This is a genomic window from Cyclobacterium sediminis (assembly GCF_054781075.1).
On record NZ_BAAGVC010000002.1, the window covers coordinates 445649 to 470410 of the forward strand.

A 24762-nucleotide genomic window follows, 5' to 3' on the forward strand; every position below is an offset into this window, starting at 1 on the left:
ATCGAAGAAGAATGAAAAAATACAATATATATACACTTGCATGTCTGTTAACCATAGTGTTTGCAGCATGTAATGACGATTTTCTAGAGCGTTATCCTCTCGATGAGGTGAGTAATGAGACTTTCTGGAATACAGAGAATGACCTGATGGTATATAACAATAGCCTATACCATTTGGCATTAAATGACGATAACGTGCCGATTATGCATGCGCATTTTGCTGGGTTTAACAGCCACTGGGGAAGTTACTGGTTTTTGGATGGGTTTTCTGATAACCTAGCTCCCCGACATGACAGGCATGCTTTCTTTCAGCAGGTAAGGGCAGGTAGACAACTGGTGCCAAATGGTCCTCAGCGTTTCGGGTACAAAGGCTGGAACTTTGTAAGAGCAATTAACGTAGGTCTTGAGAATTACGGCACCGCTGATATTCCTGAAGCAACCAGAAATAAATACGTAGGTGAGGCAAGACTGCTTAGAGGCTGGTTCTATGCTGAAAAAGTTCAAAAATTTGGTGATGTTCCATGGGTGGACAGAGAATTGAATATTGATTCTGATGAGCTATTTGCGGCAAGAACACCTCGAGAAGAAGCAATGAACAATGTACTGGAAGACCTTAACTTTGCTACAGAGCATATTCCTGAAGACTGGGGAGATGGAAACGAACCAGGAAGACTAAATAAATGGGCTGCACTAGCTATCAAGTCAAGACTTTGTCTTTATGAAGGAACATGGAGAAAATACCATGGAGGCGCAGATGCTGATATGTGGTTGAGAGAAGCCGCTGAGGCAGCTCAGGAAGTTATTGAAAATAGCCCTTATGCTATTTACAATACTGGCGATCCGGAAAATGACTTCAATTCCTTTATGCGTAAAATTGATATCAGCGGAAACCCCGAGGTGATGGTTTACAGAAGATACCAACTGGGGATCTACACCAACCACGTGCAAAGTTACTTTAGCTACACCGGTGGTGCTACCAAAAGTTTTGTAGAAGACTTCCTTGATACTGATGGATTGCCTATTACGCTTTCTTCAAAATACATGGGAGATGAAACCTTTGAAGCAGTATTTGAAAACAGAGACCCAAGACTTCGTCAAACCATTCTTCACCCTGATGATACCGAAAAATACAAGTACCACAGGGCAGATGGTCGTGACTATCCTAGAATTGTGGGTATGCCGGGTGGTTATACTACCACTACAGGATACCATATCATCAAGCATTACAATGCGGATGATATGATTGGTAAGGCTTATAATACTGCTGAATCTCCTGGTATTATCTTAAGGTACGCTGAAGTATTGTTGAATTATGCTGAAGCAAAAGCTGAATTGGGAGAAATAACTCAAGGTGATTTGGATATGAGTATTAACTTATTGAGAGATAGGGTTGCAATGCCACACCTTACTTTAAATCCTCCAATGGATCCAAGGTATGCCAATGATGGAGTTTCTTCTTTGATCGTAGAAATCAGAAGAGAAAGAAGAGTAGAGTTATTCTTAGAAGGTTTTAGGTACAAAGACCTTAAGCGTTGGAAACAAGGTAAGAAACTTGAAATTCCTGATATGGGTATCAGATGGAGCCCAGAAAACCAGGCAAGATTTGCGGAAGCTACTGTTCAGACAAGCGTAGATCCTGAAAGTGGAAATACCTATATTGATGTATACAAAGGCACTGACTGGGCAGACCCTGTATTTGATGAAGCCAAACATTACCTATGGCCATTGCCACTGGATGATTTAGCTCAAAATCCTCAATTGCAGCAAAATCCTGGTTATAATTAATTGATATTATTTTATATAAAAAACTGCTATGATTTGATTCCATCAGATTATAGCAGTTTTTTTTTGTCTTTTTTATAAACGGAAAGGAAAATTAATAAGGATATTTTAAATTGATCCTTTAACTCGGATTATGGAATAGAATTTCCTACACTTTCTCCATGAGGGTTGTAATTTCAATTATATCAGGCTGTTTGGAGATTTTATTATAGCATGGCTATGGTGAAATGGATAAAAGCGACAATTGATTGATATTGAAGCAATTTCAGCAGGTTATAGGAGCTTTATTGCATATTTCGGGTTTCATTGTAAACCCAATTTATCCCCAAATATGATGAAAAGATTGTACCAAAGGAGACAATTTTATTTTTTCAATTGTCGGCCTAACCCATTATACTTTATAAAGCCGTTTTTCCAAGCACCCTTATCCCCCGCTTAGTTAAGGTGTTTTACCATTTTAGCTGGCTTTCAAATTCATTTTATAGGAAGGTATTGTGCTAAATACAAAGTTCCAATGTGTTGAATAATCATAACCAATAGAAATAGATAAACTTTATGATAATTTTTAGTACCATGAAAATAAAATTAATTACCCTTCAATTGCTGATGATTACAGCCCTGCTTTTGAGTCCACTTATGGCTGCAGTTCCCGAGGATGCCGCGATGGATACGGTGAAATTGGAGAACCCGATAACTGTAAACTACCTAAAGCGGCACCTGAAAAAGTCAGGCCCTAAATTGGCCCTTACCTCGGCACTTGAAAGAAACCTTAAGCGTAAGATAAAGAGTGACCCGTTAGTGGACAACTATTACCAAGCCTTGAAGGCAAATGCAGACAAAGTAATTACTGAACCTGTACTTACAAGAAATGTAATTGGGCGTAGGCTATTGCGTACCTCAAGAGACATGCTGCACCGTGTCAATGTATTGGGAATTGCTTATATCATCGAAAAGGACAAGAAATACCTTGATAAGATAAATGAGGAAGTTATCGCTGTAAGCAATTTTTCTGATTGGAACCCATCCCATTTTCTTGATGTGGCCGAGATGGCGACGGCTGTTGCCCTGGCAGTAGACTGGGTAGGAGATGACTTACCGGATGCTACGGTAAAGCTAGCAAAAGAGGCTTTGATCGAAAAAGGAATCGCTCCTAGTTGGAATGGGAGTAAAGCAAGAATGTATGGCACCAACAACTGGAACCAAGTGTGTAACGCAGGGATGATTGCAGCCGCTATTGTGATTGCTGATCAAGACATAGAATTGGCAGCCAAAACCATTCACCGTTCACTGGATGGAATTCCTAATGGCTTGATGCAATACGGACCGGATGGGGCTTATCCTGAAGGTTCCACTTATTGGGGATATGGTACTGCTTTTACAGTACTTACCTCTGCCATGCTAAAAACAGCTTTTGGTACCGATTTCGGTATTGGTGATTACCCTGCCTTTAAAGAAAGTGCCGATTTCAGGAAATTGACAGTTGCCCCATCCGGCAACTATTACAATTATGCAGATTGTGGAGATCGTCACAGTAATGCTGGCGATATAATTTTAGCTTGGTTTGCTACCCAGAGTGGGAATTCCCTGTATATAGAAGATGATAAATTCACTCAACCGGTGGCTGATTTTGGAAAGCTTCACAGGATTGCAGGAGCCGGATTGGTGTGGTTGGCACAATTTGAAAAAACTGATGAAGCGGAATTACCACTTGTTTACAAAGGAGATGGTAAAAACCCCATTGTAATCATGCGTGATGGAGAAGGCTACTACTTTGGAGGAAAAGGCGGCAAAGGTACCGTTTCACATGGTAATTTGGATGCGGGCTCATTTATCTGGGAGCTGAATGGTGTTCGATGGAGCATTGATCCTGGTAACCAGGGCTATAATGCCTTGGAGCAAACAGGTTTTGACCTTTGGAATTCTTGTCAGGAATGTGAAAGGTGGACATTGTTGACAAAAAATAATTATGGACACAGCACATTGACCGTCAATGGTGAACTCCATGTAAATGATGGTTTTGCCAAAATGCTCGATGTAAAAGATGGAGACCAGCCTGAAGCTTCTTTTGATTTGACACCTGTTTTTGGTAACAAATTGAGAAAGGCTACCAGAACATTTATCAAACCTGACAATCATTCATTGGTCATCGAAGATCAGATTGAAACCAATGTGCATACCAAAATGATCACCTGGCAAATGATGACCCAAGCGGATGTTAGCATAGTGGATGGTGGTGCCATCCTAAGCCAGGCCGGGAAAAAGATTAAGTTGGAGAACCTCTCTCATCCCGAAATCATGGTATCCGTTATCTCACTCGACCCGGCCCCGCTTGAGCTAGACAGGCAAATTGAAGGGTTAAAAAGACTGGAAATTAGGATTCCCGCTTATTTGATTGAAAATAATACGGAGAAAATCAAGGTTAGATTAAAAGCATTGTGATAACATATAACTCAACTGCCAAAGGAAGATTATCCTCCTTTGGCAGTAATCTTTTTTTAGGGGCCTTCCTCTTTTTCTTACTGACGGACTATGCGCTCGCCATTCCTGCATCCACAGATTTTGATCTGGTGAAGGAGAGGGTAGTGGCTGAGTACCTGGCATCCGAGGTGAATGCGGAGGCGATAGAAGAGTTGCTTACTTCTCAAAATCCTGACGGAACCTGGCCCGGTATCAATTACCAAGATGTATCGAGAACAGGCTTTGAACATTATTTCCACACAGGAAATATGGTGACTTTAGCAAAAGCCTATAGACAGCCAAATTCCAAGTATATAGGAAGTCCAAAAGTAAAACAGGCAGTTACGGATGCCTTGGCTCATTGGGTAGAAAATGATTACTTCTGCGACAATTGGTGGCACAATCAAATAGGAACACCTAATAATCTGGTGGCCGTTATGTTATTGTTAGGAGATGAATTACCGGAAGAACTGGTAAAAGCCGCCCAACCCATTATTGGCAGGGCCCATCTCAATGCTTCAGGAGCAAGACCCAGTGGGGATCGAATAAAAATTGCCGGTATTTTGGCAAAAAACCTTCTGTTTTTAGGGGAGAAAGAAAAATTCGAAGCTGTTTTAAAAGTTATTGAAGGAGAAATTAAGTTCTCTACAGGTAGCCGAGGTCTTCAGAGAGACTTTAGTTTTCACCATCGGGTAGATCGGGTAAACAATACAAGTTCCTACGGTTTAGGCTATGCAGATGCTTTTGTAGAATGGCTTGTATATACTGCAGACACTCGGTACGCATTTTCTTCTGATAAAGTAGCCATTTTGGTTGACTATTATTTAGATGGAATCAGTAAAAACCTGGCTTACGGAAAATATTTAGAGGCAGGTGCAAAAAACAGGAGTATTGCCCGACCCGGTGCTCTTCGAGGTCTGGATGCCAAAACGCCAAGAAAATTACTTCAGGCCACTGATTACCGAAAAGTTGATTTGGAAGAAATTGTAAAGATTCGAGAAGAAGGTATTCAATATGCGTCCCTGTCCTATGCCAAGTACTTTTGGCAGACGGAATTCTTCACCTTTCAGCGGCCGGACTATTTTACTTCTGTAAGAATGTTTTCCACCAGAAATGACAATATGGAGGTTCCCTATAATAGTGAAGGATTGAAAAACCATCACAGAGGAGATGGCACCAATCACCTTTCTATCACAGGAAAAGAATATTTTGATATTTTTCCGGTTATGGATTTTCAGAAAATTCCCGGGGCAACCATTCTGCAAAAGGAAAGGCTTCCGGGTCCGGATCAAATTCAAAAACCCGGCTATACAGATTTTGTGGGAGCGGTTACAGATGATTTATATGGAAGTGTAGCTTTTGATTTTATCAGTCCCCTTGATCCCTTAAAAGCCAAGAAGAGTTGGTTCTTCTTTGACAAGGAATACGTTTGTTTGGGAGCAGGAATAAACGCTAAAGGTAAACAAGCGGTTTTTACTACCTTAAATCAATTGCTGCTCCAAGGAGAGGTTCATGCAAAAGTAGGTCAGGAAACAAAAATTTTAGAGCGCGGGAAGCATGAGCTTAAAGACTTGGACTGGATTTACCATGATCGAGTAGGCTATTTTATGTTAGCACCTCAGGAGGTAGAACTGTCTTTCGGAGAGGTCACCGGAAATTGGACTACTATTAACCAGCAAACAAGGGCACCCCGGGAAGATGTAACCAAAGATGTTTTTAGCCTTTGGGTAAACCATGGGAATAATGTCAAGCAGGCAAGTTATGCTTACCTGATATTACCTAATGCCGGCTTGGAAGAAACCAAGGCTTATCAAATTGAAGACCAAATTGAAATTTTGTCCAATACTCCTGCTCTGCAGGCTGTGCGGCACAAACAGTTGTTACAGGTGCAGGCTAATTTTTACAAAGCAGGTAAACTTGATCTGGGAGATGGATTAGAATTAACCATGGATGGTCCGGGATTGGTTTTGCTTCACTTAGATGATCAAAATATAGTGAAAATGGCCGTCTCCGATCCCAGTCGGAAATTAGACAAAATGCACTTTCAATTAAACAGTAAACTGAATCTACAAGGGAATAAGCAACAGGTAGAATGGGATGCTGAACATTGGATCAGTAAAGTGACGGTACAACTTCCGGAAGGTGAATTTGCCGGAAGTAGTGTGATTTTAGGAGATTAAAACGTAACATTTCCAGTATCCTTTAAACAACCCTAAACTAGATACTGCTTAAATTTAAGATAATAAACAAATGATGAATCGGATAATGCGTGTCAATTTATGTCTTGTGGGGCTTGTGTTTTTGGCTTTGGTTTCATGCCATCAAAAGAGTCAGGAAACATCGAATGAGCCCATTGTAATCGATGAACGAGATCAAAAACTTAACCTAAGTAAAGTCATCCCTGTTGACAGTGTCTGGGCAGGTCATAGGGTAGGCTTTTCCATGCTAACCCATAAAAACCGTCAATACATTGCCTATTACAACAAAGACAGGCACATGACAGTAGGGCAGAGAAATCTTGATGAGGATCAATTTGAACTGTACCAATTGCCTGTATTCGATAGGGAAGAAGGGCAGGGGACCAGTACCCTACTTGGCTGGGACAGCCACAATTCGGTTACCATAGGCATTGATTCAGAAGGGTATTTACACCTGGCCGGCAACATGCATGTGCATCCTATCACTTATTTCAGAGGTAGAAAGCCCAATGATATCAGCAGCCTGAAGCAAGAAATGAAAATGGTAGGCGAAAACGAAAAGCGATGTACTTACCCTCACTTTATGAAAGACAGGGAAGGGCATCTATTGTTTCACTACAGAGACGGGGGAAGTGGCAATGGCAATGAGATTTACAATATTTACGATGTAGCTTCTAAGGAATGGACACGTTTGCTAGACAGTCCCCTGACAGATGGACAGGGAGAGATGAATGCCTATGCCTCTCAACCTTCTTTAAGAGAGGACAATTGGTACCATATGTATTGGGTATGGAGGGATACACCTGATTGTGAAACCAATCATGACCTTTCCTATATCAAAAGCCCTGATATGAAAAATTGGTACGATGCATTTGGCAATAAACTAACCGTACCTGTTACCATTGATCAGCAATCAGTGATAGTGGACCCGGTACCGCCCAAAGGAGGGATCATCAATTTGGCAGCAAAGTTATGCCTGGATGAAAACAATAAACCTTTGATGGCCTTTCATAAATACGATGATGAAGGTAACCTGCAGTTTTACGTCAGCAGGATCGAAGAGGATGCCTGGAAAGCCAAACAAGTAACCGATTGGGATTACCGCTGGGAGTTTTCCGGTCGTGGCAGTATTCCCTCTGAGGTGCGGTTGGGAGACTTTAATCGGAGGGAAGACGGGAACTATGAATTGGGTTACCAGCACATAAAATATGGTGAAGGAGTATTGCTACTCGACAAGGATTTAAATACCATTGGTGAGGTATTGAAACCCGATAGCTTTGGTGCTGATCTGGAGCTTGAAGGCGACTTTGAGGGTTTGGAAATAAGAAGTACCAAAGACCTGGGAACGCCGGAAAATGGCAAAACCTACCGTTTAAAATGGGAAACCCTACCTCCAAACCGAGACAGGGCCTATCCAAAACCCTGGCCCAAACCTTCGGTACTGTATCTGTACGAAATGGAGTGATTCATAAAAAAAATAATTGTAATGGCTTATCCTTCCTTTAACCTTTACTAATAAAAAAATGATTAACCCTAAATCCATTAAATACTTACTCCTTTTACTGGTTTTTATTTGCAATAGCTTTACTGAAGGGATGGGACAGGTAAATGGCAATGCATCGAAGGAGGAGAATTACCTATTAAGAGTAAAAGCTTATGCAGATGAAATGATTTCCCGCGGAAGAGATCGTTACGGAGAGATAAGCTCTCCGTTATTTGCTTCAGCTTTGGACAGAAAGTCCATGGAAATAGCTAATGTTGATGTTTTTGGAAGCATAGATGGGATTAGAGAAACAGACAGGTCGCTTGGAGGCTCCAATCCCCTATGGGAAATTGGCTTGTATGAAATCCTTTATGAACTCACAACCATTACCGGAGATCCCAAATATGCCGCTGAGGCAGACCGGGCCATAGGCTATTTCTTCGACCACTGCCAAAGTGAAACAACAGGTTTATTGGCTTGGGGGGAGCATTTGTTTTGGGATTTTAAAAAAGAAAAGTGTGGGTTTGTGGCTAAAGATTACCATGAGGCCAATGTTTGGCCTTTTTGGGATAAAAGCTACCAATTGAGTCCTGAAGCCAGTTGGCGCTTTGCGATTGGGGAGTGGGACCATCAAATCCAAAACAAAAGCACAGGTGATTTTAGCAGGCATGCTACCTATTCCGCTCATGGCCCGGAAAAAGGTTCTGACTTTCCTAGGTATGCCGGCCAAATGATAGAAAGATGGGCAATAGCCCTGGGGCGTAAAGAGAATTTAAATCGACCAAGAAGGGAAGAACTGCTGGAAGCCATAGAGGTTTTGGTTCGGAGAATGGAAGAAAACAGTCAACAAACTGCCACCGGGTACCTTCCGGCTCTGAGAGGGGCTGATTATGTCTGGCCCACCAGTAATTTAGAGTTGGCAAGATGTCTTTTTGAAGCTGCCAAACATTTAAATGAACCCTTGAAACAGAGGGTGTTGGATTTAGCATTGAAACAGGATACCGATTTTCTAGCTGCAGCCCACCAAATTCTAGGTGGAGGTGGCTTTGCGGTAACCTTGCATTCGGAAACCGGAGCGCCCAGAAACCGATCCATGAACAAGCCTTATACCCAAACCTGGGCGACTGGTTATGGCTATGGAACGCATGCCGGAACGGCCAATCTCTTGTACCAAAGATACGAGCAACTTTTGCCTTATTATTCAAAAATTGCCGACCAATATAAATCTATGATAATTGCTGCCGCTGATCAATACCTGAAAGCAAGTCCTGATTTGTCTGTACCTCAGAATCCGGATGCTTTTGCGGATGTAATACAACTTATGAGCACCTTATTTCAGTTGACAGGAAATAAAGCATACAAGGAGCGAGCTGATTTTTTTGCCCAAATGGGCATAAGGCTTTTTTTGGATGAGAACAGTCCTTTACCAAAAGCCACCAGTAAGCATGAACACTATGAAACCATAACAGGAGGGCCTGCTTTTATGCAGCGTCTTTTGGCGCTTTACACATTAAATTTGGATTAAATACCTAATTTTTAAATCAATGAATAAATTCAAGTTAACCTTAACTGTAACACTTAGCATTTTTTTAATGTTGGAGAGGTCTTCGGTTTTTGCCCAATCCCTTAGCCATCCTTTTCTAATCGTAACCCAAGATCAGTTTAAGGCACTCAGAGAAAAAGCATATTATGAACCCTGGAAGTCCATGGCTGAGGATGCTTTGAAGATCACCGAGGAAGGTTTCAATCAACCCATTTCCGGAGCCTATGATTTACAGGATTATATGGGGGCTGTGGCTCTATCTTATATCCTCTACCCTAAAGACAAAGCCAGATATGCCCAAAGAGTCAAAGCCCTTATCTTAAATGGTTATTCAAATTTGACGCTTACAGAAAAAAGGGATTGGGGTGGCGTAGTGCCTCCCATGAGTTCGTTTTTTGTAGCCATACTTGCCCTAGATATCGTGTACAATGACTTATCCAAAGAAGAAATCCTTGCCTGCGAAAAGTTGATTGAATCACAGCTTTCCAAGATCAACCGCAAAGGCAGTTGGGCAGATGTAAGGCTAGGTACGCATGGGACTTGGGACATTTACAAAGGGGTGCGAACCGAGCCTGATGATGCTTATTTTAAAGGGATTATGCATCAAATAACCCCTGATGGCGTGTCACCGGTCACCATCCATTACGCTTGGGAAAGAGTAGGAGGTGGGGACAGCCGCATTTCCAAAGCCGGCTATATGGATGTACTGGAATTTACCGGGATAGATCAAAGGTATTATGCCAATGAAAGACTGCAAAAGTACCACCGATGGCTCTTTAGTGCCAGTGTAAACAACAACAAAGAGATGGCCATCATAGGAGACATGCTACCCAGTCAAACCTTGAATAATGATTTATTACATGCCAGGGTAGGTAATTTTGATGAATTGGCGGCTTCTTATGCCTCCTGGTTTCACGAGCATGACAAGAAAAGGGGACATATCATTTCCTATTTGCTACCGCGAAAAAAATTGCCCTATCCAAGATCTCCCCAAAGTACTGTGTACGAAAATGGCGGAGCTTTTCTCAGGGAAAGCCCCAATGATTCCCTGGGTATGCATGCGGTCCTTTACAATATAAAAAGCCAGGATGAATGGCATACCCATCAGGAAACCAATGGTTTGGCCTTATCTGGAATGGGGAACAGGCTTTTGGTTAATGGAGGTAGACTAGGGGAGCCCACCCGGTCTGCCGCTTTAAACAATACCCTTACCATAGATGGAAAAGACCATGATTCCCGATTAGGAAATGGAATTGTGGAGCACATTAGCCGACAAGATTTTGATTATGCCATGGGGAATGCCGGGCCTGCCCTTCCTTCCGCTGTTCACAACCGTAGCATGATATTAATGCACAAAACTCCTACGTCAAAAGCATACCTACTCCTTTTGGATGAGGTGGAGGTAAAAGAAGGGCAAAAGATCGTTTCTTACCTGCATCCGGCCAATGAAAGTCATATTGATACCCTTTCAGTGAATGAATCTTATCGGGCTGCTATCGATCATTTTCCCACTGTAACAGGAACTGCCTTGGGTATTCATTACCTTACAAGCCCAGCGCAGGTCAACCAAAGCCTGGTGGCCTCTGCCATCCCCTCAAGGTATCCCAATCACCCAAAGCATTCCAGATTGGAAGCCATTTATTCCCCGGAGGAATCAGGCAAGAAAAATATTGTGACTTTATTAAACCCTCTGGCTGAACCGGACAAAGGCATGCAGCTTCAGCCAAGTTTGCAGGCTACCTATGATGCCCATTTAATACAACATAAGGATGGGGCAGAGGACCTTGTTTTGAACAGCCATACACCGGATCGTACCATTTCCTTTGATAAGTTTCACTTTCAGGGAGATTTCTTTATCCATAGAGAAATAGCCGGAGCGAGCAATTTTATATTCGTTAAAAATGCCACAGATTTTTCTGATGGAGAGCTGGAATTTAAAGCAGATCAAAAGCTTACCTTATGGATGAATCATCGATTTATAAGTGTCATTGCTAGGGAAAAAACAGCCATTTATTTAAAAAATAAAACTTCGAAAAGACTATACATTGACGATAAATTAATAGAACGGCCGGAGACCGAGGATGGATGGATGAAAATCCTTTTACCAGAGGGATCGCACAGGCTGTATTATAAGTAATTGAATAAACCCACAAAAAAATGAGTAAAACAAAACACCTATTCCTGCTTATTTCAGGGATTTTATTATCCGCAAATTTGCTCGGCCAGCATCTGGTCAGTAGCAAGTACAGTGAACAAGAGCTTGCAGAAGTATTGATTCCAATGAAAGATTGGCAACCATTTCCGGCATTGGCCAATAGGGAAGCCTGGAGCAAGGCGGACAAAGAGCAAATGGAGTTTTTCCTTGATTATGCCAATGAGCATATCGATTATTCCTGGCCTTATATTCCTGCCACCAAGTCTTTGTTAATTCACAGAAATGGAAACCGAACAGAATACCAAGACATCACCTTTGAAAAAAGGAGGGTTTTAGGCGCCATGATTTTGGCGGAGCTTTATGAAAACAAAGGGAGGTTTATTGATCCCATAGTCAATGGCGTCTGGTCCATTTGCGAAGAATCTTTTTGGGGAGTACCTGCCCATTTGCCAAAATCGGATGAATACTCCGGTTTGATGGATGTGTCCAAGCCATTTGTAGACTTATTTGCCGCCGAAACGGCCACTTATTTGGCTTGGGCAGATTACTTTTTGGGAGATAAATTTGATGAGATTTCCCCGCAGATAAGAAAAAGAATCCGGTATGAAACCAACTATAGAATTTTTGAACCTTTGATGAACAAACATCACGGTTGGATGGCTGCCAATGAAAATGGAAGACCACCTAACAACTGGAATCCATGGATTTGCTCCAACTGGATCAATGCAGCCTTATTGCTGGAGGATGATGAGGAAAAAAGAGTAGCCCATATTAATAAAGCCATCCAAGTGCTGGACGAGTTTTTGACACCCTATCCTGAAGATGGAGGTTGTGATGAAGGACCGGGGTATTGGGGCGCTGCTGCGGCTTCTTTGTTTGATAACCTTTCCTTATTGAATGAGGCTACTGACGGTGCTTTTCAGTTTGCTTTCGAAGATGAAAAGGTAAAAAATATGGGGCGCTTTATTTATAGGGCGCAGATCAGCAAAGATTATTTCTTGAATTTTGCGGATGCAAGTCCCAAACCAAAAATGGCAGCAGCCATGATTTACAGGTATGGCAAGGCCATTGAGGATCCGGACATGATGAAGTTTGGAGCCTACTATATAGACCAAAATGAAAAGGCCCTGCCAAGGTTTCATTATTTCAGGCATTTCTTTGAAGTGTTTATGCAGGAAGAATTGGACCATGCAGAAAAGGGGCTTCCCTTGCCTAAAGATGTTTGGCTAAAAGACATTCAGGTAATGGTAGCCAGAGACCAGGAAGGAAGTTCAGATGGCTTTTTTCTAGCAGCAAAGGGTGGGCACAATGATGAAAGCCACAACCACAATGATATCGGAAACTATGTAGTGTTTTACGATGGGCTTCCTGTACTAATCGATGTTGGAAGTGGCACCTATACCCGAAGGACCTTCAGTGGGGAGCGGTACTCCATTTGGTTCAACCGTTCTGATTACCACAACCTGCCTACTATCAATGGAGTAACCCAAAAAGCCGGTAGGGCCTACCAGGCCAGCAAGGTGTCATATGAAGCCAATAAAAGAAGTTCATCCATGACTTTGGGTATTAGCGAGTCCTATCCCGAAGCCGCAGGTCTGGTTTCCTGGCAGCGAGACCTTGCGCTAAACCGCGGAAAGAGGGTAACGGTAAAAGATTCCTACAAGCTATCCCAGGCCGGAGAGATTATCCAACACCTGATGACCGTTTATCCTGTAGAGGTGGTCAAACCCGGTCTAATCTCCATTGCCTATAAGGGCAAAGACGGAAAGGTGTCACCATTTGAAATCCATTACAATCCAAATGACATGGAGGTAGCAGTAGAGAAAATGCCTTTTGATTTACCAGAAGATGAAGGCGTAGCAAGCAAGTGGGGACAAGAAATGTACCGAATCAACCTTACAAGCAATGGCAATGTACAGGCCGGCAAGATGGATTTTACCATCAGCAAGCAATAAACCTCAATAGCCCAAAGGGTCACAAAAAAGAAATAAGCGTGGATAGGATTCACGCTTATTTTTTTTTAGGCTTACTTAACCCCTCTGCTTTGGAGGCTGAGCCTGTCAAAGCCGTAGGAATTCCCTCCCGGAGGCTGAGCTTGTCGAAGCCTTAGGAATCGAAGAACGTTTAATACTTACCCGATAAATTCAAACCGGATTGATATTTAAGAAAGTTGAAAACTTTCAGCATTGTAGGTCCAAGTTACACTACGTTAAACTTGGACCAGTGTTAGAGAGAATCTTACCGGAGGCTGAGCTTGTCGAAGCCGTAGGAATCCCTCTCGGTGGCTGAGCCTGTCGAAGCCAGGATACTTCAGAACCTACCCATTGCAGTTATTTACTTCAAAATTCCAGTTATAAAGTGGGTAATTGAACCTTTTAGCCGGAAATTTCCGCCTTTTTGGCAGTATTTTTTAATTTTTAACCAAATCATTTGACCAAAAACTGACAAGAGAGAAGGTTTAAATTAAAGCATTACAGTAAATGATGGTTTGCATTGGTTTTTTTAATTAAACTCGGATCATTACAGGATTTTCTGAGCGCTCTTATATAGGGTTAAAATCACTAGAGAATCAGCAGTTAGGAGATTACAAGGTAATAGTAGGGCAATTGACTATTTGGGGGTAAATCTTGCGAATATGGAAGCAAACATTTAACAAACGCTTTGGAGGAATTTGGTGCTTCGGTTCATTTTTCTGTAAAAAACCCCTTTTTAATGGCTGTAAAGGGCTTTTTTATTTATAAGTTTTTAGTTAGTTTAGGGGAATATAATAGATATATATATGTAACTTTTAGGGAGGCTTGATTATATACAATTGTTAGCGTTCGTTCTTTAAGATAAATGAATTAGGGTTATTAAATTAACTATGAATAAAACAATAAAAATTTTACTATTGATCCTATTAATACTAGGTCTTTTGACAATTGTATTAACATTTATTAATTTCTGGATTAATGGACATATTCATTGGTTTTCGGAAGTTGATAAAGAATATTTTGGCATTTTTGGAGATTTTATAGGAGGTGTATCAGGAACCATATTTACCATTGTGGCAACTATTATAGTTTGGTTGACCTATAATAGTCAACGTGAAGAATTGAAACAAACAAGAAATCTGCTAATTAAACAGTTGGAGCTATCATATAAACCCGACTTGTTTGTTAAAGACACTCAGATTTATATTTATGGAATAGTTAAAGATAAAATGTTATGTCCAAATTTATTTACCAACACCAAAGAGTATTCAGAAGGAATAAGAAGTGATGCATTTGCTGAGTTGATTAATGTTGGAGGAGAAATATCAAAACGGACTAATTGCTATTGGGAATGTGATATAGAGAAAATTAAGCACTTTTTTGATGAGAATTTCCCAGATACTGTTAAAGTATCGTTTGGTCCTGAAAATAAGTTCATAAAGTATAATAGTTTAGATGGGAGTTCTATAACGGGACCATTTCACATGATTTCAATGAATCATACAATTGATTTTGTTCTACCATATAAAACTAATGAAACAGTTGTGAAAATAAGAATGCCAAATTTATATATTGAATGGTTTATGTCTTCAATAATTTTAGAAGATTTTGCACGAAAGAAAGTTTTTAACGATATGTTTAATCCTGTTGAATTTCCAAAACTCTTTTTAAATGTATCCTTTAAAGATATACTTGGTGAAACTCGTGAAAAACGTTTTTTGGTAGAAATTAAATTTCAATCTGGTATAAGAATTAAATCAGAAAAAGAAGAAGACCAAAATAAAGTACTTGATATTACTACTATGCAAGTGGAATTTAAAGAACAAAGAAATCATGAATAATGCACGAAACGCTACCAAACGCTAAATTTCATGGGTGCTGATGAGCAGTTCGAAAGTTTAGTACAATTTAGAAACACCAGCAAGCCAATTAAAATTGGTTTGTTCTAAATATAAACAATTCCACTCGGCTTGCTTTCTTGGCAGTTTGATAAGATTACTCTTTTAATCCCCCCCTAGGTGTAGTCTATGCCTTCGTGAGCTGGGTGTAGGTTTGCAAAACACCCTTCTATCCTTTCCAATTTGCAATTGGAAATGGACGGAATTACCGATCCACGGTTATCAAACCTTCTAATCCAGCATATTTTCATCTGTTTTTCAAAGGTCAGAACTTGCCCTGGTTTATCGGGGTGGAATCTCGCTACAATAATCATTTTTTGCCCTGACGATTTCGTCATGCCTGTCTGCCTCAGGCAGGCTCGATTTCCTGATCTCTTATTTGATAAGCCTCTCCCATAACTAAAAATAGTTTATACTTGAATGAATTGCAAATGAATGCTACCCGAGTGTAATGTTGATTAGGATGGGGTCTCCAATTTCAGTACAGTATTCAAAATTTTGTCCATTTGTTTACATAAAGGGGGTCTTCAGAAGCCATTGCAAATGGCAAAAGATTTCGACTTCAAAGTAAGTTAGGAATAAAAGGGAGTAGAGGATGCTACACCCAGCCGGGGAAACTGGTTTTACCACTGCTTCATTTGGTCATCGATCTAAGGAGCTTTTTGAGCTGTAGAGCATAATTAAGCACACTTTTACAGACTTTCTCAATGATAGATTGCATTTTTTTTCATAGCTTAAAAGGTTGAAAACTAACGCATAAATTACAAGTTGGATGAAATGGCAAAAACTGCCGGCTTCCTACCTTGGCAGGATTCGTTCATCATTAGGTGTCCAGTTAATTTAACATGCTTTAATAGCCCTTATATTGTTTTCTTTAAAAATAGGTACCCTGTTGGTGTAGCCAATTAAAAGAAATATGATAAAATTTAATGTCAGTGCATAGTAACCCTCATAAAGTGTAGTAGAAAATGAGCGACCATCTGACCCTATCATCATCCAATAAGTCCATTGCGGTTCTCCCTTTTGTGAATATGAGTACCGACCCGCAGAACGAATACTTTAGCGATGGCATTACCGAAGAAATAATCAACGCCTTGACCACGGTAAAGGGCTTGAAAGTCATTGCCCGCACATCCTCTTTTGCATTTAAGAATAAAAATATGGATGTAAGAACTATTGGTGATCAGTTAGGGGTGAGTACAGTATTGGAGGGAAGCGTTCGGAAAGCCAAAAACAGGGTCCGTATTACAGCGCAGTTGATCAGTACAGATAATGGCACTCACTTCTGGTCAAAAAATTTCGATCGAGATTTGGAGGACATATTCGCAGTCCAAGATGAAATAAGCTTACAAATTGCTGACCGGATCCGGGAAAATTTTGGTCATCTCAACATTCAGGAACATTTAATTGAAGCACCAACTAAAAATATGGAGGCCTATGACCTTTATCTTAAAGGTCGTCACCAGCATTTAATGTGGGATGGACAAGGAATGGTAAATTCAATAGCTCTCTATGAACAATGTGTAACCATAGACCCCTTATTTGCTTTACCTTATTTTGGCTTGGCGTACAGTTATGCCATGTATGGATCATGGACAAATAATAAAGAATTATTACGGTTATCAGAAGCGAACCTTAGCAAAGGTTTTAATCTGGACAAACAATCCTACAGAGGTTATTTTGGCAAAGCAACACTACTTTTTTGGGGGCATTGGGACTTCATCAACGGGCAAAAGGTTTTTCAACAAGCAATAGCACTGAATCCTTCCTATACAGAAGCAGAAGAGGGTTTATGTGAATTGTATACAGCGATAGGGTATTTCGAAAAAGCACTCCGCCATACTGATAATATTTTAAAAATAAACCCTTTATCCCCGAATCACTACTTTACTAAAGCCAATATATATTTTTTAAATGAGGAATATACGAAAGCTTTAGAATGTATAGAAATATCATTAAGCATCAATCCCAATTTTACACATCCCATTGGGCTAAAACAACTGTGCTTAATCTTAACAGGAGATTACGAAAAATTAACTGTCTTTTTAGATAAAACCCCTTTGGCAGAGAGGGCGGAAGAATGCAGGGTATTGTACAAATTGGTCAATCCAGAGGATAAAATCGATGTAGATATCAGCAGGGCGAAGTTCATGATAAAAAAGGAAATTGGGGAGGCGCTTTTTGCCTGGCCCTTGTTTTTGATGGTCCATTTAGGGGAACATGAAATGGCATTGGACTTTTTGGAAGAAAACATCAAAATGCGCAGAGGGCAAATTATAAACTTCATGAATATTCCCTTGCTTAAACCTTTACACCAGTATCAGCGATTTCAGGATATGGTACAAGCTGTTTTCGGTGTAAGTTTATTACCAACTGATTCCGAAAAACAAAAACGCATTGCCGCTCCCAAAGCCCTAATGTCGGTTACCGAAATCGACCTAGTTTTAAAAGTTTTTGACAAAGGGATGAAGGAAGAGAAATGGTTTAAAAATCCATCTATATCTTTAAGAGAGCTGGCCGAAAAGGTGAATATTAGCGGAAACAAGCTTTCTTGGTTGCTGAATGAACGAATGGGGCAAAACTTCAATGAATACATCAATAGTTTTCGTGTAGAGAACTTTAAAGAGAATGCCTTAAACCCTGCTAATAGCCACCTTACCCTTCTAGCACTAGCCTATGAAAGTGGCTTTAATTCTAAAACAGTATTCAATTCCTTCTTTAAAAAAATCGAAGGGACGACACCAAAAGCTTGGTTGAGGGCTAATCAAATTTAGCTTGATTAAGAAAACCAAATTTCACTACTAAGTCTGCAATTTCAAACCTATCAGGATCTAGACGGTAACAAAGTTGGAAATGGGTTTTAAATTTATAAAACATACCATTTGGGTTACCCTATTGCAATTGGTAAGAAAAAACGATTTTTTACAGCACCTCAAATTCACTTCAACCACTGGATGTTTGATAACAATGCGCCTGATGGATTTAAGGAGTTGGATGATAAATGGGCAAACTACTTTGCTATAGAACCAAACATATACCTGGGGGTGAATTTTTAAGCTATAGTCTGATAAGTCAGGATTCGCAATTCCTGGCTTGTCAATCTTAGGCACAAAACAATAATAGCTGTCCAGCAAAGAGAACGATATTAACTAACACGTTGACTTGACCAATCCCGGATCTTTGAAGAAGCAATCGAAAGAAGTAAGTCCATGAAACTTAAGTTTGCTTTTCGTACTAGAAGGAAAGCGTTTTTCTCAGATACAATCCATCGATTTTGGAAGAATGATCGAGACCATCACAGATAAATTATTTAATCCTATTCTAAAATTGATTCAAACGGTAGTAAAAGAATTGAATAATGGCTGCAATAACTAAGCATTCTGACGGCTGGAACAGCCTGGTATAAATACCGTGTTGCACCATGAGAAATGTTCAGGATCCCTTCGGCACCCTTCGACAGGCTCAAGGACCGTGCTCAGGACTTCCGGCAAAAAGCTACGAAATAGGATAGGGTGTTAAAAGTGATGGAAGCGATAATATTAATACCGGATTATCCCATTAGCTGTCTGAAAGGCTAGGGGCATATAGCGCGTATAACCTGTCCTGTATTTTACAGGTTAGGGCTTGGTGCAGGGGGCTGATTGTTTGGTACTTCTTATTATCTTTATAGGTAATTATAAAGTAGGTTATCAGGCACTTCGCGACCCTACAAGCAAGAAAAAACCGAAAGAAAATGGAAAAAATAGAATTTGATGGTGGGATAAACATTGCAATAAAAATTCCGAAAGCTAAATATGAAAAAACAGTTGAATTTTACCGTGACATACTCCAGCTAAGCGTATCCGAAAAGCCGATCAGCAATCCAACTGTTTCACGTACTCACCAAGTGAAATTTGGTTCGAATACGCTATGGTTGGATTGCGTGGACAATTACACCCATTCAGAAACCTGGCTTGAATTAAAAACCCCTGATGTTGAAAAGGCGACGAAATACTTAAAAGACAAGGGAGTGGAAACTTGCGATGAATTGGAACAAATACCTAAAGAAAACCATTGGATTATGGATCCGGCAGGCACCGTTTTTATAGTTGGGAAAGATCGCTCAGCAGGCCCCGTCCTTAATCCCTGATCCGGGAAAAAGCCTTTGGATATGAACCCAATGATCAGGACAAGTTATATCCTTTGCACCTTCTTAGGGATTCTAAATCCTTTGGTGTGCCAATTTCTTTTTCACCCTGTTTCCTTTAGCCCTTTACTATAAATTGAGCCTTAGAGGACACTTTATTTCACAAAATTGCAATAAGCAAGAGCAACAAGGAAGACCCAAGCGAATCAAACCGGCTTTATCTGGCTTTTTTGGTGCTTTCCACTTGTCCCTAAGCAATGGGTAAGAATTTTTTACCATCACCCAGTCGTTAGCCAATTCATTTAGATCAAAATAAGTAGGGAGGAATGGGCTGTCCTCCCGATAGTCCATAAATGATAGACCCAGCGAGCCCTGATGGATTTTCCGGTGGCCTGCAGGAAAATAAATTTATTATGATCCTAATACTGCACCGACCAAGTGGCCCAATAGCCTGAGAGAGAAGTATATTCAAAGAAATGATTCTTTCTTGGAAAAGGAAGCAGGTTGGGAAATTGGCCTATGACAAAAGATCTGCATGGTATGCTTGTCACTCCTAATACTTTAAATGCTTAAACCCGGATTAGGTCACTTCCTTAGAAAGAGTTGGAATCGTAAGAAAATTAGGTTGTTATTAAAGCGATTGCAAGAGGCAATTGGAGGCCTGATCTTTAATAAACAACAAAAAAAATCTTGAAAGATGCGTATGATTAAATGGTTTATAGTTGGGGTAATTGTTTTGTTTGCAAGTGGACTTTATGGAGCTGAGCCTGATAAAGGGTTTTTACAGCCTGTTTCGGTCAAATACAAATTGAATGAGGATATTAAAGGGGCCACAATGCAGAAAATAGTGGTGGATTATGACAATAATGTTTTTGTATTGTCCAACAAAGGCCTTCTAAGAGGCTTCGGCGATGTGCTTGCTAAGGATAATCTATATTCCCCACTTTCCAAAAGAGTTCCTGTAGACATCTGTTTACAAGAAAAAACCCAATACATCTATTATTTGTATGATGATAAATGGTTGACCAATGCCTATGCAGGAGTGCCCTATGGGAATCTAAAGAAGGGCAAGCATAAAAAAATAGCAGTATCAGCAGATGGTACAGTTTATCTTGCCGGGGATAAAGTTGTAACAATGGTTTCCGAAGGAAAGGAAAAAGAAATTAAAATTCCGGATGGGAGTTTAAAAGCTGTATACATTCATAACGGCACCTTTTTTACCTTGATAAACAATACGATTTATCGCTTAGCTAACCAATCAAAGTTTGTTGAACTGCATAAAAAAAGTAGCATTAATTCAGTTGCTTTTAGAAATAATGAGGTATTGATAGGCAGTCCAGAGGGATATTATGGAATTGACATCAGTTCAGGTAAGGAAACATTTGCTCTCCAGACCAAAGTACCTGTTCCGGATATTCGTTCAATTGTAGTGAACAATAAAGGATTATGGGCCGGTACTCCTCAAGGTGCTTTTCTTCGGGAGCCCTCCGGTAACTTCAGGTATTTTGCTTCAAAAAGATGGTTGAACAGGGATAAAGTCATTGACATGGCTTCAGACAATGAAGGAAACTTATTTTTACTTACTCCTTCCGGACTCAATAAAGTAGTATACAAGGAAATGACATTGGCAAAAAAGGCTGCGTTTTTTCAAAACAAGATACGTCAAAGGCATATGAGATATGGTTTTTCTTCAGAGCTTCACCTGAAAGTGCCGGGGGATGTGACCACTGCTGTGGCGACGGATACCGACAATGACGGAAGCTGGACATCTTTCTGGCTTGGTAGCCAGGCCCTGCGATATGCCGTTACTGGTGAGGAGATAGCACTTCGCTATGCCTGGGAATCTTTTGAGGCATATGAGAGGTTGCATTCTGTCAATCAAATGGATGGATTTCCATCAAGGACATTTGAGCGGAAGGGTTTCAAATATTCAGACGTAGATAGATGGAGAGATTCTCCAGACCCGGAATGGGAATGGAAAGGACATACCAGTGCGGATGAATTTGTAAGCTATTTGTTTGTCACTTTTATGATGGACAAATTTGTAGTCAAAACTGAAAGTGAAAGGGCGAGAATAGCACACTTTTTCGACCAGGTAATGAACCATTTGCTTGAGAACGACTACTATTTTACTGATATTGACGGAAAACCAACCAAATGGGGGAGATGGAACCCTGAATATGTCAACTGGTTCCCGAAGACCATTGTAGACAGAAGAACCCGAAGTGTGGAACTGATTGCGGGTTTGCAGATGGCTTATGCCCTTACAGGGAAAGAGATTTATAAGACTGAGGCTTACCGCATGATAAACGAGCATGGCTATTTGGATAATATGCTTATGGATGTAAACAAATTCAAAGAAACACCCGGTTATATTCACGATGGCGCTGATATGGGCATGGGCGGATGGAACCATGTTGATGATCATCTCGCTTTTATGTCGTACTGGGTGCTTACAAGTTATGCATTCCCTGAATTTAAAGAGTCCTACAAAAGAGCGATACAAAACCATTGGGAAGTTGAGAAGGTGGAAAGAAATGCTCTTTGGAATATGATAGCCTATGCTTCAAGTGGCTTGAATGATGAAGCCTCTATTTTCTGGCATTTAAGAGAGTATCCGCTTGACCTGGTAAGATACAAGATCAATAATTCACACCGTAAAGATTTGATATTCAGCCCACCGAATTTCAGGAATGATTACCTTAGCACTCCTCTTTCACCAATGGAAAGGTGCATGCACCGTCATAATACCAGTTCTTTTCAGGTCGATGCAGGATTCTTTGATCAGGATGTTAGGGAGCTTTGCGGAGATGAATATCTTTTGCCATATTGGATGGCACGTTATTTTGAGATAATCAAGGAAGAATAATTTACCTCTACATTCAATGAGCGATAAAATGATCCCAATAAAGTGCACTCAATTCTGTCAGCTAACACTAATTATCATTCTGGGATGCTCCCTTTTTTCATGCAAACAGCAGCAAAGTTTGCAAAGTAGGATTGATCTGTCTATAAAAAATAAGGATTCGGTATTGGTGATTCCCGATGGAAAGTACGTCGTAGACCAACCCTTACGTCTCTCGGGTGTAAATAACCTTGTGATCAAAGCCGAATCGCCCAATGGGGTAACCATCACCTCCAGCATGGACCTGCCAATTGAAGACTTAACCTGTCTGGATAAAGCCATCGGGTTGTATGAGTATACTGACTCAAAGTTAATAATGACCCCTTGGCCGGATTCATTCAAGGGCTATGCCGGTTGGCCCGAAATCTATATTGCCGGCAACCCATTGTCCATATCGCGTTATCCCAATGAAGGCTTTATACAAGCAGATTCAATCATTAGGGCCGGTAAAAAGCCAAAAGATAAGGAAACCAAGCATTTGCCTCCGAAATTCTTATCCGCTCAACTCTTACAAAATTATAACAAAGATTTGCCCTTGTTTCTAAATGGGTACTGGACTTATAAATGGGCGGATGAAATTATTCGGGTGGACTCCATCAACCCCCTATCCGGTGAGATCCAACTTGCAGCGCCACACAATTATGGAATGGGAGCGCCCTCAGGGGGACTCTTTTACGCTATCAATCAACCGGAATATGTGGATACAGAAAATGAATATTATTACAACCCCAAGACAGGAACCATTCGTTTTATTCATTCTTTTTCAGATGAAGAAGTCGAGTCCATTCAGATTGCCTACCAAGATTTCACCCTTTTGGAGATTCAAGATTGCAATCAAATAAAAATTGAAAATATAAATTTTAAGTATCATAATAATCTGGCTGTCAATATTACCAATTCCAAATGGGTAACCATTGATCAGTCTGAGATGTATGGATTAGGCAGGTCTGCTGTAGCCATAACTGACGGATATAACTGTGGGGTAAGCAATAGTACGCTTAAATATTTAGGAGACGCCGGTATTTTGCTTTCAGGTGGAGATAAAAATACTTTAACAAAGGCATCTCATTTTGTAGAAAACTGTTCCATCAGTTATTTTTCAAGGCATGTAAAAACGTATGCCCCTGCGGTTAAATTGACTGGGGTAGGGCATATTGTGAAAGGAAACCATATTAGTTTTGCGCCTCATAATGCCATTCTATTTTCCGGGAATGATCATTTGATAGCTGAAAATGAAATCAGAAAGGTATGTTTAAATACCTCGGATGCCGGCGCCATTTATTGCGGTAGAGACTGGACCATGGGCGGGACCGTGATTCGGGACAATACTATCGGTGAACTGGGACAAGCAAGTCACCATCACAATTGGGCCATTTATTTAGATGATTTGGCCTCAGGAATTAGTGTGGTCAATAATCACATTGAAGACAGTCCTTCCGGAATATTGATTGGTGGTGGTCGCCACAATCAAATTAGTAACAATACGATAAAAAATTGCCCGCTTGCATCCATTGTATACGATGCAAGAGGATATGATGATTGGTTTAAACACCACCTGGTCGACCGTGAATTGTCCTTATGGCCTCGATTGAATGCAGTTCCCATCAATCAAGCCCCCTGGAGCGAACGGTTTCCCTGGTTGCAAGAAATACACAGTGATGATCCGGCAATTCCCAGAGGAGCTGAAATAAAAAACAACCAAATCATAAGTTCTGCACCACCTCAAATTCATGTTAAAGTACATGAATACGGGCAGGTAGCTAATAATACTGAAAACACCAATTAAAACCAGAAGGAGGAAGGGCAACAGGCTATCCAAGGATAAACCATGCGACTAAAGCTACCTGAGTTGAACTTAGGTTTTTTTTAAGAAAGTTGAAAACTTTCAGCATTAAAGGTCCAAGTTACACTACGTTAAACTTGGACCAGTTGGAAACCGAAAATGTTAATAACCTACCCTCTCGGAGGCTGAGCTTGTCGAAGTCGTAGGAACCGAAAATGTTAATAACCTACCCTCCCGGAGGCTGAGCTTGTCGAAGCTGTAGGAATCGAAAAACGTTAGCAACCACCCGGCTATTTCTAGCTGAATTGAATTTAGGATCTATTTAAGAAAGTTGAAAACTTTCAGCATTGTAGGTCCAAGTTACACTTCGTTAAACTTGAACCAGTTGGAACTTTCAGCATTCGTGGGTACCCTCTCCCGGAGGCTGAGCTTGTCGAAGCCAGCGGAGTCGAGTATCTAA

At 40.6% G+C, this 24762-nt stretch carries 12 protein-coding genes; all 12 read left to right on the forward strand.

Translation table 11 applies throughout. From position 1 onward, the window contains the following. The first annotated feature begins 11 nt into the window (after nucleotides 1–11). The 12 genes from ACYVHJ_RS02310 to ACYVHJ_RS02365 all read left to right on the forward strand — a co-directional run bounded on the left by ACYVHJ_RS02310 (nucleotide 12) and on the right by ACYVHJ_RS02365 (nucleotide 24305). Nucleotides 12–1784: a RagB/SusD family nutrient uptake outer membrane protein gene (locus ACYVHJ_RS02310; RefSeq protein WP_460512196.1), complete on the forward strand. Its 1773-nt coding sequence runs from the start codon at nucleotides 12–14 to the stop codon at nucleotides 1782–1784. A 570-nt stretch (nucleotides 1785–2354) separates the two neighbouring features. Then, nucleotides 2355–4220 carry a heparinase II/III domain-containing protein gene (locus ACYVHJ_RS02315; RefSeq protein WP_460512198.1) on the forward strand — a complete coding sequence of 622 codons (1866 nt, stop codon included), beginning with the start codon at nucleotides 2355–2357 and terminating at the stop codon, nucleotides 4218–4220. Then, nucleotides 4217–6418: a polysaccharide lyase family 8 super-sandwich domain-containing protein gene (locus tag ACYVHJ_RS02320; protein WP_460512200.1), complete on the forward strand. Its 2202-nt coding sequence runs from the start codon at nucleotides 4217–4219 to the stop codon at nucleotides 6416–6418. The genes ACYVHJ_RS02315 and ACYVHJ_RS02320 overlap by 4 nt, the downstream gene beginning before the upstream one ends. 70 nt (nucleotides 6419–6488) lie before the next feature. Further along, entirely contained in the window at nucleotides 6489–7901 is a 1413-nt protein-coding gene (locus ACYVHJ_RS02325) for a BNR repeat-containing protein (RefSeq protein ID WP_460512202.1), read from the forward strand. A gap of 58 nt (nucleotides 7902–7959) precedes the next feature. Next, complete coding sequence (locus ACYVHJ_RS02330) at nucleotides 7960–9444, forward strand: hypothetical protein (RefSeq protein ID WP_460512204.1); 1485 nt, start codon at nucleotides 7960–7962, stop codon at nucleotides 9442–9444. Nucleotides 9445–9463: 19 nt separating this feature from the next. Continuing rightward, nucleotides 9464–11599 carry a heparinase II/III family protein gene (locus ACYVHJ_RS02335; RefSeq protein ID WP_460512206.1) on the forward strand — a complete coding sequence of 712 codons (2136 nt, stop codon included), beginning with the start codon at nucleotides 9464–9466 and terminating at the stop codon, nucleotides 11597–11599. 20 nt (nucleotides 11600–11619) lie between these two features. Continuing rightward, nucleotides 11620–13572, forward strand: a complete 1953-nt coding sequence (locus ACYVHJ_RS02340) for a heparinase II/III family protein (protein WP_460512209.1) — start codon at nucleotides 11620–11622, stop codon at nucleotides 13570–13572. A gap of 908 nt (nucleotides 13573–14480) precedes the next feature. After that, on the forward strand, nucleotides 14481–15431 hold the full coding sequence (locus ACYVHJ_RS02345) for a hypothetical protein (RefSeq protein ID WP_460512211.1): 951 nt from the start codon (nucleotides 14481–14483) through the stop codon (nucleotides 15429–15431). Nucleotides 15432–16456: 1025 nt separating this feature from the next. Continuing rightward, nucleotides 16457–18262 (forward strand): helix-turn-helix domain-containing protein, encoded by a 1806-nt coding sequence (locus ACYVHJ_RS02350; RefSeq protein ID WP_460512213.1) that lies wholly within the window; start codon nucleotides 16457–16459, stop codon nucleotides 18260–18262. A gap of 959 nt (nucleotides 18263–19221) precedes the next feature. After that, nucleotides 19222–19617: a VOC family protein gene (locus tag ACYVHJ_RS02355; protein ID WP_460512215.1), complete on the forward strand. Its 396-nt coding sequence runs from the start codon at nucleotides 19222–19224 to the stop codon at nucleotides 19615–19617. 694 nt (nucleotides 19618–20311) lie between these two features. Beyond that, entirely contained in the window at nucleotides 20312–22483 is a 2172-nt protein-coding gene (locus tag ACYVHJ_RS02360; RefSeq protein ID WP_460512217.1) for a ligand-binding sensor domain-containing protein, read from the forward strand. A gap of 118 nt (nucleotides 22484–22601) precedes the next feature. After that, nucleotides 22602–24305, forward strand: a complete 1704-nt coding sequence (locus tag ACYVHJ_RS02365; RefSeq protein ID WP_460512219.1) for a right-handed parallel beta-helix repeat-containing protein — start codon at nucleotides 22602–22604, stop codon at nucleotides 24303–24305. Nucleotides 24306–24762 lie beyond the last annotated feature (457 nt).

Bases quoted from the DNA above. Each gene is read 5' to 3' on its own strand.
- ACYVHJ_RS02310 (WP_460512196.1), top strand. From the start codon at position 12: ATGAAAAAATACAATATATATACACTTGCATGTCTGTTAACCATAGTG.
- ACYVHJ_RS02315 (WP_460512198.1), top strand. From the start codon at position 2,355: ATGAAAATAAAATTAATTACCCTTCAATTGCTGATGATTACAGCCCTG.
- ACYVHJ_RS02325 (WP_460512202.1), top strand. From the start codon at position 6,489: ATGATGAATCGGATAATGCGTGTCAATTTATGTCTTGTGGGGCTTGTG.
- ACYVHJ_RS02330 (WP_460512204.1), top strand. From the start codon at position 7,960: ATGATTAACCCTAAATCCATTAAATACTTACTCCTTTTACTGGTTTTT.
- ACYVHJ_RS02335 (WP_460512206.1), top strand. From the start codon at position 9,464: ATGAATAAATTCAAGTTAACCTTAACTGTAACACTTAGCATTTTTTTA.
- ACYVHJ_RS02340 (WP_460512209.1), top strand. From the start codon at position 11,620: ATGAGTAAAACAAAACACCTATTCCTGCTTATTTCAGGGATTTTATTA.
- ACYVHJ_RS02345 (WP_460512211.1), top strand. From the start codon at position 14,481: ATGAATAAAACAATAAAAATTTTACTATTGATCCTATTAATACTAGGT.
- ACYVHJ_RS02350 (WP_460512213.1), top strand. From the start codon at position 16,457: ATGAGCGACCATCTGACCCTATCATCATCCAATAAGTCCATTGCGGTT.
- ACYVHJ_RS02355 (WP_460512215.1), top strand. From the start codon at position 19,222: ATGGAAAAAATAGAATTTGATGGTGGGATAAACATTGCAATAAAAATT.
- ACYVHJ_RS02360 (WP_460512217.1), top strand. From the start codon at position 20,312: ATGCGTATGATTAAATGGTTTATAGTTGGGGTAATTGTTTTGTTTGCA.